General features: G+C 32.3%; 15 protein-coding genes. 7 read left to right on the forward strand and 8 right to left on the reverse strand.

Features of this window, described 5'->3' with window-relative positions; all coding sequences use genetic code 11:
- Positions 1-139: 139 nt before the first annotated feature.
- From LPB248_RS16640 to bshC, 3 genes are all read right to left on the reverse strand, one after another.
- Positions 140-559 (reverse strand): nucleoside-diphosphate kinase, encoded by a 420-nt coding sequence (locus LPB248_RS16640; protein WP_012026941.1) that lies wholly within the window; start codon positions 557-559, stop codon positions 140-142.
- Between the two features lie 219 nt (positions 560-778).
- Entirely contained in the window at positions 779-2050 is a 1272-nt protein-coding gene (locus LPB248_RS16645; RefSeq protein WP_177212411.1) for an acyltransferase family protein, read from the reverse strand.
- A 124-nt stretch (positions 2051-2174) separates the two neighbouring features.
- Positions 2175-3764, reverse strand: coding sequence for a bacillithiol biosynthesis cysteine-adding enzyme BshC (gene bshC, locus LPB248_RS16650; RefSeq protein ID WP_177212412.1), 1590 nt, complete (start codon positions 3762-3764; stop codon positions 2175-2177).
- A 268-nt stretch (positions 3765-4032) separates the two neighbouring features.
- Between bshC and LPB248_RS16655 the strand changes: the two genes are divergently transcribed.
- The 4 genes from LPB248_RS16655 to LPB248_RS16670 all read left to right on the forward strand — a co-directional run bounded on the left by LPB248_RS16655 (position 4033) and on the right by LPB248_RS16670 (position 7707).
- Positions 4033-5310 carry an MFS transporter gene (locus LPB248_RS16655; RefSeq protein ID WP_177212413.1) on the forward strand — a complete coding sequence of 426 codons (1278 nt, stop codon included), beginning with the start codon at positions 4033-4035 and terminating at the stop codon, positions 5308-5310.
- Between the two features lie 101 nt (positions 5311-5411).
- Positions 5412-5666 carry an autorepressor SdpR family transcription factor gene (locus LPB248_RS16660; protein ID WP_111378348.1) on the forward strand — a complete coding sequence of 85 codons (255 nt, stop codon included), beginning with the start codon at positions 5412-5414 and terminating at the stop codon, positions 5664-5666.
- A 3-nt stretch (positions 5667-5669) separates the two neighbouring features.
- Positions 5670-6332 (forward strand): SdpI family protein, encoded by a 663-nt coding sequence (locus tag LPB248_RS16665; RefSeq protein WP_177212414.1) that lies wholly within the window; start codon positions 5670-5672, stop codon positions 6330-6332.
- A 16-nt stretch (positions 6333-6348) separates the two neighbouring features.
- A complete protein-coding gene (locus tag LPB248_RS16670; protein ID WP_177212415.1) occupies positions 6349-7707 on the forward strand; it encodes an alpha/beta hydrolase family protein in 1359 nt (452 codons plus the stop codon).
- Between the two features lie 73 nt (positions 7708-7780).
- Here LPB248_RS16670 and LPB248_RS16675 read toward each other — a convergent pair whose 3' ends face one another.
- Positions 7781-11101: a T9SS type B sorting domain-containing protein gene (locus LPB248_RS16675; RefSeq protein WP_177212416.1), complete on the reverse strand. Its 3321-nt coding sequence runs from the start codon at positions 11099-11101 to the stop codon at positions 7781-7783.
- Between the two features lie 137 nt (positions 11102-11238).
- Here LPB248_RS16675 and LPB248_RS16680 point away from each other — a divergent pair, with 137 nt between their 5' ends.
- Positions 11239-13443, forward strand: coding sequence for a B12-binding domain-containing radical SAM protein (locus LPB248_RS16680; RefSeq protein WP_177212417.1), 2205 nt, complete (start codon positions 11239-11241; stop codon positions 13441-13443).
- Here the strand turns inward: LPB248_RS16680 and LPB248_RS16685 are convergent.
- The 3 genes from LPB248_RS16685 to LPB248_RS16695 all read right to left on the reverse strand — a co-directional run bounded on the left by LPB248_RS16685 (position 13440) and on the right by LPB248_RS16695 (position 16237).
- The gene (locus tag LPB248_RS16685; protein ID WP_177212418.1) at positions 13440-14204 is read right to left on the reverse strand and encodes an MBL fold metallo-hydrolase; all 765 of its coding nucleotides are present in this window, start codon (positions 14202-14204) and stop codon (positions 13440-13442) included. The two genes, LPB248_RS16680 and LPB248_RS16685, sit on opposite strands and share 4 nt — an antisense overlap.
- An 84-nt stretch (positions 14205-14288) precedes the next feature.
- Positions 14289-14975, reverse strand: coding sequence for a response regulator transcription factor (locus tag LPB248_RS16690; RefSeq protein WP_177212419.1), 687 nt, complete (start codon positions 14973-14975; stop codon positions 14289-14291).
- A complete protein-coding gene (locus LPB248_RS16695; protein ID WP_177212420.1) occupies positions 14972-16237 on the reverse strand; it encodes a sensor histidine kinase in 1266 nt (421 codons plus the stop codon). The genes LPB248_RS16690 and LPB248_RS16695 overlap by 4 nt, the downstream gene beginning before the upstream one ends.
- A 165-nt stretch (positions 16238-16402) precedes the next feature.
- On the opposite strand from LPB248_RS16695, the gene LPB248_RS16700 reads away from it, so the two are divergent.
- Together LPB248_RS16700 and LPB248_RS16705 are read left to right on the forward strand one after the other, a co-directional pair.
- The gene (locus tag LPB248_RS16700; RefSeq protein WP_177212421.1) at positions 16403-16819 is read left to right on the forward strand and encodes a DUF1573 domain-containing protein; all 417 of its coding nucleotides are present in this window, start codon (positions 16403-16405) and stop codon (positions 16817-16819) included.
- 170 nt (positions 16820-16989) lie between these two features.
- Complete coding sequence (locus LPB248_RS16705; RefSeq protein ID WP_177212422.1) at positions 16990-18570, forward strand: murein L,D-transpeptidase; 1581 nt, start codon at positions 16990-16992, stop codon at positions 18568-18570.
- A gap of 99 nt (positions 18571-18669) precedes the next feature.
- Here LPB248_RS16705 and LPB248_RS16710 read toward each other — a convergent pair whose 3' ends face one another.
- Entirely contained in the window at positions 18670-19170 is a 501-nt protein-coding gene (locus LPB248_RS16710) for a C40 family peptidase (protein ID WP_177212423.1), read from the reverse strand.
- Positions 19171-19234: the final 64 nt, after the last annotated feature.

Raw genomic sequence — 19234 nt, forward strand, 5'->3', positions numbered from 1 at the left:
ATTTTAGATTTTAGATTTTAGATTTTAGATTTTAGATTTTTCGATATAAAAAAAATCCATTCGCTAAGCGAATGGATTTTTTTTATTAGTGATCGTTAAATTTAGCAATCTGAAATCTAAAATCTACAATCTAAAATTATTAGAATTGCTCTCTTCCTGCAAAGTGGAATGCACTTTCGATAGCAGCATTTTCATCGCTGTCAGATCCGTGAACTGCATTTTCTCCAATTGAAGTAGCGTATGCTTTACGAATAGTTCCTTCAGCAGCTTCAGCTGGGTTTGTAGCTCCAATTAAAGTTCTGAAATCTTCTACTGCGTTGTCTTTTTCTAAAATAGCAGCAACAATTGGTCCGCGAGACATAAATTCAACTAATTCTCCGTAGAAAGGTCTTTCTGCGTGAACTGCGTAAAATGCTTTAGCATCAGCTACAGTTAATTGAGTTAATTTTAATGAAACGATTTTGAAACCACCATTAGTAATCATTGCTAAGATATTCCCGATGTGTCCGTTTGCAACAGCATCTGGTTTAATCATTGTAAAAGTTCTATTTGTTGCCATTTTGTATTTTATTAAATTTTGTGCAAAAGTATACTTTTTTTATGAATTGATTTTAATAAAATCATAAATAAAACGCTTTAGAATGATGTTTTGCTTAGAAATAGTTTTTTTTGAAACCTTATAAGTGATATAAGTTCATTTTAAGAGTGCTGCACAATTTGTAGACAATATTCTTCAATAAGTTTTTAAATGAACTTATATCACTTATATAATTGAAAATTAAACTTTAAAGATTAATTTATTTCTGTAGAAAATCCATAAAATAAATGTCCAGATTGCAACATACGTCAATGCACCTGCTAAAGATGCTGTCATTGGATTGCTGAAAAATGGCGCGATACCAAAACGATATAGATAATTTAAAAGGTTAATTTGTTCGCCAGGAAGCGATGGATGCTGAAAACGAATCATTACCAAAGCTTGTGGAATAATTTGCGAGGCAAAGAAAACAATCATTGGGTTTACTCCCCAAATGACAAATAGCTTAAATCCTTTTTTGAATTCTTTTATATCAATTATATAATATAGTGCTGTAAGACAAATTGTTGCTAATCCTGTTGTATATAAAGCATAACTGCTTGTCCAGATCGATTTGTTTATCGGGAAAACTAAATCCCAGATTAAACCGAAAAAAATTAATGCAGTGCCAATCATTCCCATTCTTTGGGCTTTCTGTATTTTAGTTACACTTAAAAGTAAGATTTGACCAATAAATAAGCCAATAATTCCGTTTACAATTGATGGAATTGTACTTAAAATTCCTTCTGGATCCCAAGTTTTGGTTTCGTGATACATATGTCCTTTTAGAAAGGCACTGTCAACCCAGGCAGCTAAATTGGTTCCTTTTTCTAAATTGGCTTCTCCAAGTCCAGGAACAGGAATTAAAGTCATAACGGCCCAATAGCCCAAAAGCAAAACAATTCCGGTAATAAGCTGTGTTTTTCGTGATGTTTTTAAGTATAAAAGCGAAACTACAAAATAGACAACTGCAATACGTTGTAGTACTCCAGGAAGTCTTACATCTGCATAATTTTCAAATCCTCCGTAAGCTAAAATGAGATATATGGCTAAAATGCTAAAGGCCAAAATGTTTTTTAGTCTGTTGCTGAAATTTCCCATCAAAGCATAGCCAACGGCAAAAGTAATAACCAATCTGCCAATTAAAAGTGGAATTCCGTCTAAACCAAATAGCTGGATTTTTGCAAAGAAATTAAAGAAAATCCCTAAACAGAACATTCTTAAGGAACGAATCAGGATTTTATTGAATGTGGTTTCGTCATACGTTTTCTCTGGCATTGCTAGCGGTACGGCAACTCCCATGATAAAGATGAAAAATGGAAATACAAGATCTGTTGGTGTACAGCCATTCCATTGTGCATGCAAAAGCGGAGGATAAACATGTCCCCAATCACCAGGGTTGTTTACAATAGTCATCAATAGAATAGTCAGTCCGCGAAAGACATCAAGCGAAATTAGGCGTTCTCTTACCATCAGGTTAGTTCGTTAATAGGTTATAAAAATATAATTCTATTTGGTTTGAGAGAGCAATAATTTAGGAGATGTGCTGGTTATTTGTTCCTAAATTATTGCTTTTGAATTTCTAAAGATAATTATTTTAGATTATTATGATGTCAAAATTATGTTCTAAAGGTTTTAATTTTTGAATCAAAAGCGGAATCAGCTGTTCTCCTTTTTCTAAATAAAATTCTGAAAAATTAGCTTGGCGCTCCTGAAGGCTATTGTTTGGAAACAGTTCGCATTGTAAATCGGTTACACGTTGCAATTGATCGTGAAGTTTTCTTTTTTGTGCTTTTAGCAAACGTTTTTCTAGATTTTCAAGACCTTTCTTTTGCTTCACTTCCTGTGCTTTTACGGCTCCTGTGAAAGATTTGTCTGTTTTTTCAGCTAATTCAAAAAGATAATTAAATTGTTTTTCAAGTGCTTCTTTTTGAGGAGTTAAATCTATTGGAAATGGCGAAAGTTTATGAGTGATCTCATTAATTAAATTCTCCGACTTATTGAATAAATCTTTCCAAGATAAATTTAAATTGTCGGCTTTTTTAACTTGTTTTTCGGTTGCTAAAAGAACTGAATTTCGAACTAATACTATTGGAAAAGTAATGTTTACAGCATCAAAGAAGGCTTTTAATTCTAACCAATAAGCAATTTCTCCGCCTCCGCCAATGTAGCAAAGATTAGGAAGAATGATTTCCTGATACAACGGACGCATAATTACATTTGGACTGAATTTTTCAGGATTGTTTTCTAGTAGTTTAAAAATTTCATCCTTTGAAAATGAAATTTTGGTATTATTAACCCAATATTTATCATTTTCAAAAATGATTCTTTCGCGCAGTTTATCTTCAATGTAAAACAAATTAATTTCACGCGGATTTACCTGAACGGTATAATCTGCAAGTTCTTCAATTGATTTCTGAACTGCTTTAAATGAAGTCTGATTTTCTAATTCTTCTTTTGCAAACGGAATAAAAGCACGTTTTAAATCGGCAGTATCTGCATCTATAATTACTAAACCGTAATTGGCAAAAAGTGCGTTTGCTAAATAGCGCGTTGCATCAGCTAGGTTTTCGTGTTTTAAATAAGCGTCTTCAAAAAGCTTTTTTAAGGTATTTGCATTAGAACTCGAACCTAGTTCTTTAGAATAAACTTCAAATAAATCCTCTAAACCATCGGTTGAAAGTCTTCCGACAGGACCTGTGCTTTCTGCATTCCAACGGATTTTTTTTCCTTTAAAATTAAAATAATTAATTTCTTCAAAATCGTGATCTTCTGTAGCCATCCAGTAAACTGGAACAAAATTGTACGAAGGGTATTTAGATTTTAATTCTTTAGTTAAATTAATCGTCGAAATAATTTTATATAAAAAATACAATGGTCCGCTAAACAAATTTAGCTGATGGCCAGTGGTGATGGTAAAAGTATTTTCGAGTGCTAAAAGCGAAATGTTTTGTCTCGTTAAATCTGAAATTTCAATATTTTGATATTGTTTATGCAGAGCATCAACCAATACTGTTCGGTTGTTCTGATCAAAATTAGCTGCTTTTTCGGCTATTTGTTTTTCGAAATTTTCTAAGGTTGGAAAATTATTGTACAGCGGTTTTAATTCTGGTTTTTGATCTAAATAATCCTGCATTAGTTTAGAGAAATATCCAGAAGATTGAAAGCTGATACAGTCGGTAGGCATAATTTTAAATTTATTTTTGATAGCTGTAAATTTAATGAAAATATACAGTTAAAAACGCTATTAACAATTGCTTAAGATTTGATTTTTTTTCTGATGTTTTTAAAAGCGTTGAAATCAAGTTTTTAATTTTTTATTTTGTAAGGTTGTTGAAAATTGAAAATTTAGATAATTTGTTAAAAATGTAAATTAGTTATGAAAGTAATTGATGTAACTGTGAGTTTTTAATAATGAAACTCTATTTTTGCAAATAAAAAAGATATCAGTTTTCATGAAAAATAACCCAAGTAAAAAGAACTCTTTAAATCATGTTCTTTTTGGAAGCCTTATAGGTACCACAATCGAATTTTTTGATTTTTATATTTATGCCAATGCTGCTGTATTGGTTTTTCCACAATTATTTTTTCCAAGTTCAGATTCGACGATGGCGACTCTAGAATCTTTAGCAACATTTTCTATCGCCTTTTTATCTCGTCCTTTAGGTTCTGCATTTTTTGGACATTACGGAGATAAGATTGGACGTAAATTTACTCTTGTTGCAGCTTTGTTGACCATGGGAATTTCTACCGTAACAATTGGTTTTCTGCCAAGTTATGAAAGTATTGGTGTTGCAGCCCCATTATTATTGATGCTTTGTAGATTCGGACAAGGAGTTGGTTTAGGAGGCGAGTGGGGAGGAGCAGTCTTGCTTGCAATCGAGAATGCGCCGCCAAATAAACGCGCATGGTACGGAATGTTTCCGCAATTAGGAGCTCCAATCGGTTTATTGCTTTCAGGCGGAACTTTTCTCTTGCTTACTGATTCAATGAGCAACGAAGATTTTATGAATTACGGCTGGAGAATTCCTTTCATTGCCAGCGCACTTTTAGTAATTGTTGGTTTTTATATCAGAACAAAAATTACTGAAACACCTTCTTTTGAAAATTCTAAAAAGGAAAAAGAAGAAGTAAAAGTTCCTTTTTTAGAATTGGTAAAATCTTATAAGAATCAATTGATTTTTGGAACATTTGCAGCGATTACAACGTTCCTAGTTTTTTATTTAATGACAGTATTTACATTAAGTTGGGCAACTTCAGATTTAGGAATTGTTAAACGTGATGGATTGCTTATACAATTGTTCTCTGTATTGTTTTTTGCCTTGTTTATTCCTGTTTCTGCAGTAGTTGCAGATAAAATAGGCCGACGTAAAATGCTTATTGTGGCTACAGCTGCGATCGCTGTCTTTGGATTTTTCTTTTCTTATTTTCTAAGTACAGGAAATATTGTTTTAGTAACCATTTTTGCTTGTATCGGAATGTCTTTAATGGGATTTACTTATGGGCCTTTAGGAACATTTCTGTCGGAATTGTTTCCAACAAATGTTCGTTATTCCGGAGCATCTTTGACTTTTAATATGGCTGGAATTCTTGGAGCTGCATTTGCGCCTATGATTGCAATTTGGCTGGCTAAGACTTATGATGTAAGTTATGTAGGGTACTATTTAGTTACCGCAGCCTTAATCTCTTTAATTGCCTTTTTAGTAATTAGTAAAGACGAACATAAGTTTTAGGTTGTTCATAAAAATATTTAAAAGCAGTAATGTAAAAAATTACTGCTTTTTTTTTGTTAGTTTAAAAAGTATTTAGATATTTGTCTAAATATATAAATGAGATGAATGATATTTTTAAAGCATTAAATGACGCAACTAGAAGAGAGATTCTAGATCTTTTAAAGCAAAAAGATATGTCGGCGGGAGAGATTGCCGATGCTTTTAATATTTCTAAACCAAGTATTTCGCATCATTTAGATATTTTAAAAAGAGCTGATTTAATTACATCTGAAAAAAACGGGCAATTCATCATTTACTCCATCAATACCACCATAATGGAAGATGTTTTGCAGTGGATACTAACCTTTAAACAATAAAAAATGAATTTAGAATTAAAAAAAGAGCTTCCCTTAATTGGAATTGTTTTGATTCCTTTTATTTATTTAGCAGCAATTTGGAACAAACTTCCTGAAAGAGTCCCTGTGCATTGGAATTACAAAGGGGAAATTGATAATTGGGGTGATAAGTTTAGCTTAATATTTTTGCTTTTTATGCTTCCAGTTTTGATGTACGGCTTAATGACTGCGGCATCTAAAATTGATCCCAAAAATAGAATTTCATTAATGGGAAGGAAGTTTTATCAGCTCAAATTCTTCTTGGTTTTATTCATGTCTTTGCTGGCTACATTTATTGTTTATATAACGAAAAATCAATCTTTTTCTAGTCCGGGCTTAATGTATGTTGCAGTTGGAATTTTACTAATGATTTTTGGAAATTATTTTAAAGTTATTCAGCCGAATTATTTTATTGGAATTCGTACGCCGTGGACACTAGAGAATCAGCAGGTATGGAAAGCTACTCATTCTTTTGCAGGAAAATTATGGCTTGTGGCTGGCTTTATTTTCATCTTGGGAGGCTTGTTGTTTTCGGGATTTAATTTTTCTAAAATTTTTGTAGGTATTGGTCTTACCATTGCTTTTGTTCCTATAATTTATTCCTATTTTAAGTTTAAAAGTTTAGAAAAAAAAGAAAACAATCTTTAAGTAATTAAGCATCGAAATGAAAAAAATAATACTTTTTATATTCCTAATTTTTAGTTCTTCAAAATCGTTCGCACAAGATATTTCGGGGCACTGGAATGGTGTTTTAAAACTTCCAAACAATGAATTAAGGGTTGTTTTTAATCTTACAAAAACACAAAACGGTTACACTTCTACCACAGATAGTCCAGACCAAAATGCAAAAGGAATTCCAGTTAAATCCACTACTTTCGAAAATTCGGTATTGAAATTAGATATTCCTGCAGTAGGTGGTTCGTACGAAGGAAAATTGAATGCTGATAATGTTTTTGTTGGAAAAATAACTCAAAATGGACACACATTAGATCTTAATTTATCAAAAGGAAATATTGAAATTGTAAGGCCTCAGGAACCAAAACAGCCATTTCCTTACTATACAGAAGATGTAAAATTCGAAAATAAAAAAGATCAAGTGACTCTGGCAGGAACTTTATCGTTACCTAAAAAAGAAGGTAATTTTCCAGTAGTTATTTTAATTTCCGGAAGCGGTGCGCAAAATCGAGATGAAGAAGCATTACAACATAAACCATTTTTAGTTCTAGCAGATTATCTTACCAGAAAAGGAATCGCCGTTTTGCGTTTCGACGACCGCGGTTTTGGTGAGTCTACTGGTGATTTTAAAAGTGCAACTACTACAGATTTTGTAAAAGATGTACAGGCTGGGGTTGACTATTTGAAAACTCGCAAAGAAATCAATAAAAATAAAATTGGTTTAATTGGGCATAGTGAAGGAGGAGTAATTGCACCAATTGTTGCTGGAAATTCTAAAGATATCTCATTTATTGTTTTAATGGCAGGAGCAGGAATTCGAGGTGATAAATTGCTTCTCTTGCAAAAGGAATTGATCGAAAAACGAAAGGGGATTTCAGAAGCAATGATACAGCAGAACAAAGAAATTCTTAAAGGCGCTTATGATATTATTGTGGAAAGTACGGTAAATGATGATAATTTGAAAGCGAGTGTTACCGCTTATTTTAAATCAAAATTACTCAGTGATGATCAAGCTAAAACTGTTACAGATCAAATTACAGGTCCTTGGATTTATAATTTTTTAAAACTTGATCCAGCTGCCTATTTAGAAAAAGTAAAATGTCCAGTTTTGGCAATTAATGGAAGCAAAGATTTACAAGTTCCTGCCGAAGCAAATCTTCAAAATATTAATAAGGCTTTGACAAAAGCAGAAAATAAAAAGGTGACGATTAAAGAATTGCCAAATTTAAATCACTTATTTCAAGAATGTAAAACGGGATTACCGGAAGAATATGCATCAATTGAGCAAACAATATCTCCCACAGCATTAGAACAGATTTCAAGCTGGGTTGTGTTGCAGACGAAATAAAATTATGGAATCGCAAAGATTTATGCAATTGCAAAGAGTTTGCTTTTGGACATAAATTTTTGCGATTTTAGCTTTATCTCTTTAAAGAAAAATGACCTTTATATTCTGTTCCGTTTATTCTAGTTGCGGAAAACCAATAGTCTGAAGCGGGCTCTAGATTTCCTAAGTAAGTTCCGTCCCAAGAAGTATTTAATCTCAGTTCTTTAATTAATTTTCCATAACGATCAAATATTCTAATTGATGAATTGGGAGCTAAATAATCAGGATCAATTGTCCAAATATCATTAAAACTATCTCCATTTGGAGTAAAGAATTTTGGATACGGAATTTCATTAGCTAAGCGAATACAATCTCCAGCTGAAGCTTCTAGAATGCTTATTGTTACAGGAATTCTGTCACTTTCACAAGTACTTACTGTTTGAGAAGCATAATAAGTAATTCCATTTTCTAATGAAGTTGATTCTGATAAATTACTTGTAGAAGAAGAGCTTTCATACCATTTTATATTTTGACCATCAATTTTAATATCACTAATTTTTGAGCTTTTCTGAATACAGAATTGCTGTGGAGAATTGGCAATTGGAATTTGAGTATCTTGCATTTTTACGGTAATTGCTAATCTTTCGCTTTCGCAGTTGTTTAGAGTTTGTGTCACATAGTACTTTCCATTTTGTAATAAATCTGTTTCTTGTAAAATATTACCATTTATAGGAGCATCATACCATTTGAGTGCAGTTCCTGCTATATTTAGATTTTCAATTGTTGCTATTTCATCAATGCAAAACTGCTGATTATTATTTCCTGTTGGTAAGGGTGTGTTGTATACATGAACAAGAATAGGAATTCGGTCACTATCACAACCAATTGTTTGCGAAGCATAATACGTTCTATTATCTTCTAAAAGAGTTGTATTTGGTAAAACAGAGGCAGAGAAACTGGTATCAAACCATTTTATATTTTGTCCCGTTATTTGAATGTCATTAAGAGTTTTGTTTTCTTGCTTGCAAAATGACTGTTCCGGATTTCCCGATGGAACAGAAGGGGTATTTACAAGTGAAACTGTAACTCCAAATCTTGAACTTTCACAACTGTTTTCTGTTTGTGATGCATAATATGTTTTTCCGTTTTGCAGATTTGTTGTTTCAGATAATAAAGTACCATTATTTGGAGAGTCATACCATTTTATAGAAGTTCCTGTAATTTCGATATTTGAAATCGTTGGATTTTGTCCTGTGCAAAATGGTTGATTTGCATTTCCTGTTGGAGCTAGTGTATTCTGAATATTGATAGTTACAGGAGTTCTTTCACTTTCGCAACCATTTATAGTTTGAGAGGCGTAATAGACAGCTTTATCCTGAAGTACAGTGGTAGTAAGTACAGGTGTTCCTCCTGTTAAATTACTGTACCATTTTATATTTTGTCCCGTAATTTGAATGTCACTTAATTGTGCATTTTGATTAACACAGAAAGTCTGAGGTGAATTAACAAGTAATTTATCGCCTTGTAGGGTTGGAATCAGAGCTATTCTTTGGCTTTCGCAAGAATTGCCGTTTTCTTGTTGTGTGACATAATATGTTGTATTGCTTTCTAATAATGTTGATGGAGGTAATATATTACCATTATTTTGATTATCGTACCATTTTATATTCGAACCAAGAATAGAAATATCTGAAAGTTTGGGATTGTCTTTTTTACAAAATGTTGAGTTTGTAATTATTGGAAGAGAAGAAGTATTTAAATGAGCTTTGACAGCTAATCTTTCATTTTCTGGGCAGCTTTCAAAGTATGAAGCATAATAGATTTTTCCGTCCTCAAGAGATAAAGTTCTATCTAGGGGTGTATTTGAAGTTTTAGAATCATACCAATTTATAATTTCAATACATGGTTTTAGATCGTTTATTGTTGGATTTGAAGACAGACAGAAATATTGATGGTTATCGGCTTCTGGAATATTTGAAGTGCATGGATTAAGTTTTAAATAATAAGAACTTCCATTAAAAGTATGCATAAAAAATGAACTTATGGGACTAGGATCAAAATCGGGTTTATCTCTGAAATAACCTGAAAGGATTAAATTGTTTTCAAAATCAGATTGCACATAAAATCCGTTTTTAATGTTTTTAAAATTTATAAATTTACCATTTTGATTGAATTTTAGCAATAGATACTCATTGCTGTAATTTGTATTTTTATTTGGAAAAATTTTATTGCATTCGTTATTTATATAAGTAAATCCATTAATGAAGGTTAACAAATAAATGTTGTTATTATTATCCAGGCTCATAGAGTAAGTTTCTTGTCTTTCGTCACCATAAATTTTATTATGCCAGATGTATTCTCCATTTTCATTCAGTTTGAAAAACAGGCAGTCTACTCGATCAGATGTAAATGAAAGAGACGTGTTTTTGAAATCTAGTATCATTGGACTATCATAACTCGAATAATCACTAGTACAATAGATATTGTTAAAGTTGTCTGTTTTTACAGCTTTATCTGCGTTACTTCCTAATCCCGATGTTGTTTTTCCTAATTGTCTAAACCATAATTCATTTCCTTGGGAGGATATTTTAAAAATAAAATTCATATTTTGTATACCAGAATAATTACTGTTTGCAAATAAAAAATTGTACTCATATTTTCCGGTCAAAATGATATTATTTAAATTATCACATGTTAAAGAAATAGGATAATCGTAGCCAGATCCACCCCATTTTTTTGCCCAAAGAAAATTACCATCATTATTGTTCTTTAAAACAAATATATCGTTTGTTGAAGTGCCTAATTTATATACCGCAGTTCCAGCATCAAAATCTGTATCGATCCCTCCATAAACACCAGTTGTAATTATATTGCCGTCATTATCAATAGTAGACTCATCAGCGTATGCGCCAAGATAAAAATTACCAAATATAAAATCTCCATTAGGGCTAAGTTTGACGATGTACGAGCCTGTGGTACTTGTCGTTGAATTTCTAATTAAAAATTGTTTAGTTGGATCAGGATCTAAATCAATCACTTGACCAGTGGCAAGACCGGTTATGATCACATTTTCATTTTTATCTAAAATTATTGATCTACCTCCATCTACCCATTCAGAGGCAATATGTTTTGCCCATAAAAATTCTCCTTTTTTATTTAATTTTAAGATAAAACAATTTGACGCATTTGCTGTTGAAGTTAAAAAGAACTCATTTGGTCCTGGGTCAAAATCTATTCTACCGCCAAATTGTCCTGTGGAATATATGTTTCCTTGACTATCAGTAATTATAGATCTTGTATTAGATGAACTATGGTCCTCATCTATTTTTAAAGCCCATTGAAAATCTTGAGATCTAGAAATGTTGTTGATAAATAGAAAAAAGAATAGGTAAAGGACTGGTAATGGATGTTTCATTTGGGTCATTTGGATTGTCGCAAATGTAATTAAATATCTACAAAACCAAATTAAAAAATCAAAACCCAAGCGAATAAAATCTTTTCAGTAAAAAATCCACAATAACCCGTATTTTTGCAAAAAAAAAACAATCCCTTTTGAAAACGAAACTTTTTGTAATTACGCCTCCTTTTACCCAACTGAATACACCGTATCCGGCAACGGCGTATATAAAAGGTTTTCTGAATACCAAGAATATCGAATCGGTTCAGGCAGATTTGGGTATTGATGTGATTTTGGAATTGTTTTCTAAGAAAGGATTGATTGATTTGTTTCAGGTTTCAGGTTTCAAGTTTGAAGCTGTTGGAAATGAAATCTCAGATAATTCAAAACGCATTTTTGCTCTTCAAGACGAATACATCAAAACAATCGATCCTGTAATTCAGTTTCTGCAAGGTAAAAATCCAACGTTGGCATTACAGATTTGTCAGGAAGATTTCCTGCCCGAAGCTTCTCGTTTTGCACAATTGGAAGAACTCGACTGGGCTTTTGGTTCAATGGGAACTCAAGACAAAGCCAAACATTTGGCGACTTTATATCTTGAGGATATTTCAGATTTTATTGTCGAATGTATTGATGAAAATTTTGGTTTCAGCCGATATGCCGAACGTTTAGGGAGAAGTGCTAATTCTTTTGACGAATTATACGATGCTTTGCAGCAAAAGCCAACTTATATCGATTCGATTTTAATTTCACTTTTGAAAGCTAAAATTGAAGCCGTAAAACCAACCTTATTTTTAATTTCTGTTCCTTTTCCAGGGAATTTATATAGCGCGTTTCGTTCTGCGCAATGGGTAAAACAAAATTATCCTGAGATTAAAATTTCGATGGGTGGAGGTTTTCCTAATACCGAATTGCGCTCGCTTTCAGATAAACGTGTTTTCGAATTTTTCGATTTTATCACTTTAGATGATGGTGAAGTTCCAATTGAAGAACTAATTTTTCATTTAGAAAATCCAGATTCTGATTCTTTTAAAAGAACATTTTTGTTAGAAAATGGAGAAGTTATCTATAAAAATAATTCTCTAAAACACGATTATAAACAATCTCAAGTTGGAACCCCAGATTATTCCGATTTGCCTTTGGATAAATATATTTCGGTTATTGAAATTGTAAATCCGATGCACAGAATGTGGAGCGATGGCCGTTGGAATAAACTCACAATGGCGCATGGGTGTTACTGGGGAAAATGTACTTTTTGTGATATTTCTTTAGATTACATAAAAGTTTACGAGCCTGTTGCGGCAAGTTTGCTTTGTGATCGAATGGAGGAATTAATCGAGCAAACAGGTCAAAACGGATTTCATTTTGTAGATGAGGCTGCGCCACCAGCTTTAATGCGTGCTTTGGCTCTTGAAATTCTAAAAAGAAAATTGGCTGTAACATGGTGGACAAATATTCGTTTTGAAAAAAGCTTTTCCAAGGATTTATGTCTATTGCTAAAAGCTTCTGGCTGTATTGCAGTTTCAGGAGGTTTGGAAGTCGCTTCAGATCGATTATTGAAATTAATTGATAAAGGTGTTACCGTCGAACAAGTTGCAAAAGTAACTCGTAATTTTACTGAAGCTGGAATTATGGTTCATGCCTATTTAATGTATGGTTATCCAACACAAACTATTCAGGAAACGGTGGATAGTCTTGAAATGGTTCGTCAATTATTTGAAGCTGGAGTTTTGCAGTCTGGATTTTGGCATCAATTTGCTTTAACAGCGCATAGTCCAGTTGGATTGTATCCGGAGCAATTTGGCGTGACCAAAAAAACGGAAGCAATTGGAACTTTTGCAAATAATGATATTGAATATACCGATGCAACAGGAATCAATCACGACAAGTTCAGTTTCGGATTAAAGAAATCGCTCTTTAATTTCATGCACGGAATCTGCTTTGATTACGAACTTCAGGATTGGTTTGATTTTAAAATTCCGAAAACCAAAATCCATCCCGATTTTATTTTTAATGCATTAGAAGAACAAAATGATTTCAATACAAAACCAAATGCAAAAGTAGTTTGGCTTGGAGGAAAACCAGCTGCAGAAATCTTTACAAAATCAAAAAAAGGAAGAAGTTGGGAAATGATGTCGCTAACTTTTCATGATAAAAAAGAAAGTTTCGATATCCAAACGAGCAAAGAAGAAGGCGAGTGGCTGACTTCAATTTTATTAAAAATAGCCGTTTCTGGTTCTAAAAGTTATACTTTTCAGGAGGTTAAAAATGATTTTGAAATCGAATTAGAAGATTTCGAATTGTTTTGGTATTCTAAACCAATAAATACTTTACGCGAATTCGGGTTATTGGTACTTTAATATTCAATACATTCTCCGTCATTCGGAATAGAAGTTTTGCTTAAAAGTCCATGATCTGAAAGAACTGTTCTTAATTGGAGTCTTGTGGTTGGACAATGATTTAATGCTTCTAAATGATTGGCGAGAACTTTTCCTGGAGCTAGTGTGACGAATTTTAGAATATCATTCATTCGCATTAATAAAGGCTGTCCAATATCTAATCTTGCGGTTCCGCAGGCAACAATCGAAATGTCTGGTTTAAGCTGCGTTAATACTTTGTTTACATGTTCTGTAAAAATGGTATCGGAACTAACATAAATAGATTTTTGATCTGCCAATTCGATAAGAAAACCCATTACATTTCCCATTAATTTAGCAACAAACCCGTAGCCGTGAATTGCTGGAATTCCGGTGATTTTTCCATCCAAAAATTTTTGAGGTTCCCAATATTCCAAAGTTTGAATGACACTCAGTCCTCGTTGTACAAGTGCTTTTTCATCTTTTGAACTGCAGATAACGGGAATGCTTTTTCTTCTCAAAAAAACTTCACCTGCTTTATCAATGTGATCTGGATGCAAATGTGTAATCAAACAATGCGTCACACGGCTTAAGATGTCACGACTGTTTTTAGGCAAAGCCACCAGCGGATTTCGTTTTGGTTTATATCTGAAAATAGTAAAAGGTGGAATTGTTTTTCTTTTACCTAACATTGGGTCAACTAAAATGACATGCTTTTCTGTTTCAATTACCAAAGTGGCATTTCGCAAATGATGTAATTTCATATCCAAGAAAATTAGATATTAAAAATACAAAGTTTTTCTAAAAACTGCTTACAGATTTTTCTTTATTTTTAACAGAATTGTGATTTACCCAATAGAAAACCTAAACCCAATTCCATGTAGGTTTTCTATAGAAATTCCTTGTTCGTTTGCTAAGATTTTACGCAAACGCGAAATAAAAACGTCCAGACTTCTTCCCATAAAGTAGTCATCAGTTCCCCATAAAGAAGTTAAAATCTGTTCTCTTTTCAAAACGGAATTTTTATGGTCTAGAAAAAGTTTCAATAATTCGGCTTCACGCTGTGTTAAACCAACTTTTTCTTCATCATTGAAAAGAATGAAATTTTTGGTGTCAAATTGATATTTACCAACTTCGTAAATCGTTTTTGCAGTCGGAATATTTTTCTGTGAACGTTTTAAGAAAATTTCAATTTTTAAAAGTAATTCTTCAATACTAAAAGGCTTTACCAAATAATCATCGGCGCCTAAACGCAGGCCTTTAATGCGATCTTCCTTTAAAGTTTTGGCAGAAAGAAAAATAATAGGAACATCGAGATCAATTTTTCGAACCGCTTCAGCAAGTTCAAAACCGTCCATTTTTGGCATCATAATATCAAAAATGCAAATATCGAATTCTTCTTCCTCAAAAATTTTCAAAGCTGATTTTCCGTCTGAACAATGTATTACCTCATAATTGTTTTGCTCCAAATTATCTTTGGTTAAAAACGCTAGGGTTTCATCGTCTTCGGCATATAGTATTTTGAAATTTCTCATTTTTTGTAAGGAATTGATAAAGTTATAGTGATACCTTTTTCTTGATTGTTTTCGGCTTTTATTTTCCAGTTTTGCAGACTGCAGATTTCTTTTACATAATATAAGCCAAGTCCAAATCCGTTCACTTCGTTACTTTTTTCGTTCTGAACACGGTAAAACTTATCAAAGATAAAAGATATTTTTTTAGGATTAATCCCAATTCCATTATCAATGAACTCCAATTTTAAACAGTTATTATTTTCTATGATTTTTACCGTAACCTTAGGCTTTTCACTACAGTATTTGATTGCATTATCCAGCAAATTGTAAACTAAATTAGCAAAATGAAAAGTATCTGTTTCAATTAAATATTCTTTTGAAACAGTTTCAATTGTAATTGAAGCTTCAGGATATTTTAATTTAATGTTTTCTATTGCTTCTTCAATAATCGGAACTATTAAAATATTTTCTTTTTTAAGTTCTAAAGGTGCATAATCAGACTTTGCAATATTTAGAATCTTTTCTATATGACTATTTAACTTATTTCCCTGATTGATAATAATGTCGGTATAAGTATACAGTTTTTTATCTTCTTTAATTGGTTTTTGTTCAATCAGATATTTTGACGCAATTAGAATAGAAGCCAAAGGTGTTTTAAATTCATGCGTCATATTATTAATGAAATCACGCTGCAATTCTGAATATTTTTTATGCTGTAAAAGTTTAAAAATTGAATAAACGTAAATCAATAAAATCAGAATCAATGCAGTTGAAAGGATAAACCAAAAGCGCATTGAACTAAAGAGATAAGTCGTTTCGTTGGGAAAACGTACAGCAAAATAATAAACCAGATTTTTATGTTTAGGGAAATAAACAGTTTTTTTGCATTCTGCTTTTTTCTTATAAAGCGAAATATAATCGCCATAAATCATTTCGTCACTTTGGCAGTTGTACATCGCATACTCGAAATCGGTGGTAATGTTCATTTTTTTGAATTCCGTTTTCAGATAAAATTCCAAAATATCGGGTTCAAATTCATTATCCACATTTACGATATAATAATCGTTTGCAATTTTCTGAACTGGATTTTGAACAGGGAGTTCGTGGTTGGTTCCTTCGTATAATTTTTTAGCTACTTCCAATAAAGCAATATGCGCTTTTTGGCTGAGTTTTTTTTGTTCGATTGTAAAAGCTTCTTTTGTCCAAAGCAATTGCGCTACCAAAATACTAATGATAGCGATTAATCCTAAGATAATGATGCTGTTGAGTTTATTAATTTTCAAGAATAAAGAATTTTGAGAGTGTAATATTAATCAATTTTAGCCTGAAAATAGGCGATTAACAAGTCATTAACAAACGTTTGAAACCAGTTAACAGCGACTTGAATTTGTCTGAATTACCTTTGTAATATCAAAAATGAACTATAAACCATTTTAAATATACCCGTTATGAAAATGATCAAAATTTCGATGTTAGCTTTGGCTTTAGGCCTAATGTCTTTTTCAGCAATTGCTCCCGTACAATCTTTAGTTTCAGAAACTGAAATTTCAGGAACTGCAGCTTCTACAATTGCTTGGAAAGCAGAAACAGTTGATGTTGGGCAAATTCCGCAAGGAACTCCAAAAGCAATTGTTTACGAATTTAAAAATACTGGAAAAACAGCTGTAGTGATTACAAACGTACAAGGATCTTGCGGTTGTACAGCTACAGATTACACAAAAGAACCAATTCAGGCTGGTAAATCTGGAAAAGTTACTGCAACTTACAATGCAGCAAACAAAGGCGCTTTTACAAAAACAGTTACTGTAACAACTAGTGCAGAAACAACACCAAAAGTACTTACTTTAAAAGGTACTGTTATTTAATTAGAATTTTAATAGGTTGGTTATATGGCGAAAGCTCCAGACATGTAAATTGTTTGGAGCTTTTTATTTTTTAGTAACGGCTTAAACTTCAAAAAAATAAGGCTTAAGATTTATTTTTGAATTCTTTGATTTAATAGAATTTTTTCTACTTTTAATAAAAAAATCTACGTATGAAAGTTTGGTATTCGCCTATAATTGCAATTGTTTTTTTTGCTGTTTTTTCGTGTAATTCAAAAGCAGATAAAAAAGAAGAAAATTCAATAAAGAAAGTTGAGAAAATTCCAGAATTAAAACTTACGATTGACAGTACACGCATTGCGAAATTTTATGAAAGTTATCCAAAACTTGAAAAATTTAAAGCAGATGTAGCGGCATTATATCAAAAAAATAAATCAACTCAATTATGGCAGGACAATAAGGGAATTGTCGAATTTGCCAATACACTGTACAATCAGTACAAAAATCTTGATCAAGAAGGATTAAAAACCAGTTATCCTTACAACGAACAGTTAAATTCTGTTTTTGATAATAATGTAAATACGAAACTTTCAAAAGAAGATACCGATTTACTGCTTTCCAATCTATACTACTATTACGCTGATAAGGTCTATGCAGGTTTTGATGAAAAAACGGTTGTTTCTTTAGAATGGCTTCTGCCTCGAAAAAAGTTCAACTATCAAGTGCTTTCAGATTCTATCTTTAAGAAATCAACGATTTTGGATGATAAGAAAAGAAAGATGTTTAGCCAATATTACAAGCTTCGCGATGCTCTTAAAGAATATAGAGAAATAGAGAAAAACGGAGGCTGGAAAACTATTGAGGCGGGAGAAGATTATAAAAGTTTAAAATTAGGCGATTCGTCTGCTGTTATTGCGCAGATTAGAGAACGACTTTTTGTAACCAAAGATCTTAAGGAAGATACCAAAAGCCCAGTTTGCGATACAGTTTTAATGAAAGCCTTAAAAAACTATGAATTGCGTCATGGTTATGTTCCCAAAAACACCATTTTATTGGAGCATATAAATGATTTGAACATTCCTGTTTCAGACCGAATTAAAACTATTATTGCCAATATGGAACGCTGTCGATGGATTGATCCTGAATTAGAAAAAGGGCAGAAGTACATAGAAGTTAATATTCCTGAATTTAAATTGTATATAATTGAAGATAGAAAAATCGCATTTACATCTGCAGTTGTAGTGGGAAGGGCATTGACAAAAACCGTAATTTTTAGCGGAATGATGAGCAATATTGTTTTCAGTCCGTATTGGAATGTTCCGCCAAGTATTATCAAGTCTGAGATAAAACCTGGAATGGCAAGGGATAAAAACTATTTGCAAAAGAAAAATTTGGAGTGGAATAATGGCGCCGTTCGTCAGCTTCCGGGAAAAAATAATTCACTTGGTTTAGTGAAATTTTTATTTCCAAATTCAAGCAATATTTACTTGCACGATACGCCTTCAAAAAGTTTGTTTGAAAGAGAAAGCAGAGCTTTTAGCCACGGTTGTGTTCGTGTTGCAAAACCGAGAGAACTGGCAATAGAATTATTAAAACCAGATCCAGCATGGAATCCAGAAAGAATTGATAAAGCCATGCATGCAGGAAAAGAAAGCTGGTATACTTTGAAGAAAAAAGTTCCAGTTTATATTGGTTATTTTACGGCTTGGGTAGATCGAGAAGGCAATTTGAATTTCTATAAAGATATTTACGGAAGAGATGAAAGCCTGATTAAACTCTTAACTGAAGAATAAAAATAATTTTCACGCAGATTTAAAAAGATTTAAGCAGATACTCGCAGATTTTAAACTAGAAAAATCTAATTAAATCTGCGTGAAAAATAATGATAAAAACTATTTAGATAAAACGTCAACACATTTATAAAAACGTTTGGTGTAGTGTTCTGTATCTAGTGCTGTTATAGTGACCTGTTGTGCTTTTCCTGAAGAAGCATGAATAAACTTAGACTGCATTCCGTTGGCTTCACAAATTATCCCGACGTGACCAACAATATTTCTGTTTTTATATCCGTAGAAAACTAAAACATCACCTACTTTAAATTCTTCTGGTTTTAAAGTTTTACCTATGTTTTTATAACCGCTTGAACTTCTAGGGAGAGTCATTCCAAAATTTTTAAAAACATAACTCACAAAACCCGAACAGTCAAAACCTTTTTTCGGATTACTGCTGGCATAAACATAAGGCGTTCCTAAATATTGTTTGGCATAAGCAATTATAGAGTCACGATTGATTTCGGTTTGAACTTGATATGGAGTTTCTTTCCCTTTCTTTTTTAAATTAAAAGAAGAAAATAAAATAAAGGCTGATAGAAAAATAAAAAAACGTAATCTCATTTTGTATGCAAAAAGGGTTAAACGGTAAAGATAAGCCTTAAATCTAGAATTTCAATAGAATACC

It is taken from the genome of Flavobacterium sp. LPB0248 (assembly GCF_013388355.1).
GTDB lineage: Bacteria > Bacteroidota > Bacteroidia > Flavobacteriales > Flavobacteriaceae > Flavobacterium.

Coding starts and splice junctions, on each gene's coding strand:
- LPB248_RS16645 (WP_177212411.1), bottom strand. CDS start 2,050: ATGGTAAGAGAACGCCTAATTTCGCTTGATGTCTTTCGCGGACTGACT.
- LPB248_RS16640 (WP_012026941.1), bottom strand. CDS start 559: ATGGCAACAAATAGAACTTTTACAATGATTAAACCAGATGCTGTTGCA.
- LPB248_RS16700 (WP_177212421.1), top strand. CDS start 16,403: ATGAAAATGATCAAAATTTCGATGTTAGCTTTGGCTTTAGGCCTAATG.
- LPB248_RS16660 (WP_111378348.1), top strand. CDS start 5,412: ATGAATGATATTTTTAAAGCATTAAATGACGCAACTAGAAGAGAGATT.
- LPB248_RS16705 (WP_177212422.1), top strand. CDS start 16,990: ATGAAAGTTTGGTATTCGCCTATAATTGCAATTGTTTTTTTTGCTGTT.
- bshC (WP_177212412.1), bottom strand. CDS start 3,764: ATGCCTACCGACTGTATCAGCTTTCAATCTTCTGGATATTTCTCTAAA.
- LPB248_RS16690 (WP_177212419.1), bottom strand. CDS start 14,975: ATGAGAAATTTCAAAATACTATATGCCGAAGACGATGAAACCCTAGCG.
- LPB248_RS16675 (WP_177212416.1), bottom strand. CDS start 11,101: ATGAAACATCCATTACCAGTCCTTTACCTATTCTTTTTTCTATTTATC.
- LPB248_RS16685 (WP_177212418.1), bottom strand. CDS start 14,204: ATGAAATTACATCATTTGCGAAATGCCACTTTGGTAATTGAAACAGAA.
- LPB248_RS16655 (WP_177212413.1), top strand. CDS start 4,033: ATGAAAAATAACCCAAGTAAAAAGAACTCTTTAAATCATGTTCTTTTT.
- LPB248_RS16665 (WP_177212414.1), top strand. CDS start 5,670: ATGAATTTAGAATTAAAAAAAGAGCTTCCCTTAATTGGAATTGTTTTG.
- LPB248_RS16670 (WP_177212415.1), top strand. CDS start 6,349: ATGAAAAAAATAATACTTTTTATATTCCTAATTTTTAGTTCTTCAAAA.
- LPB248_RS16710 (WP_177212423.1), bottom strand. CDS start 19,170: ATGAGATTACGTTTTTTTATTTTTCTATCAGCCTTTATTTTATTTTCT.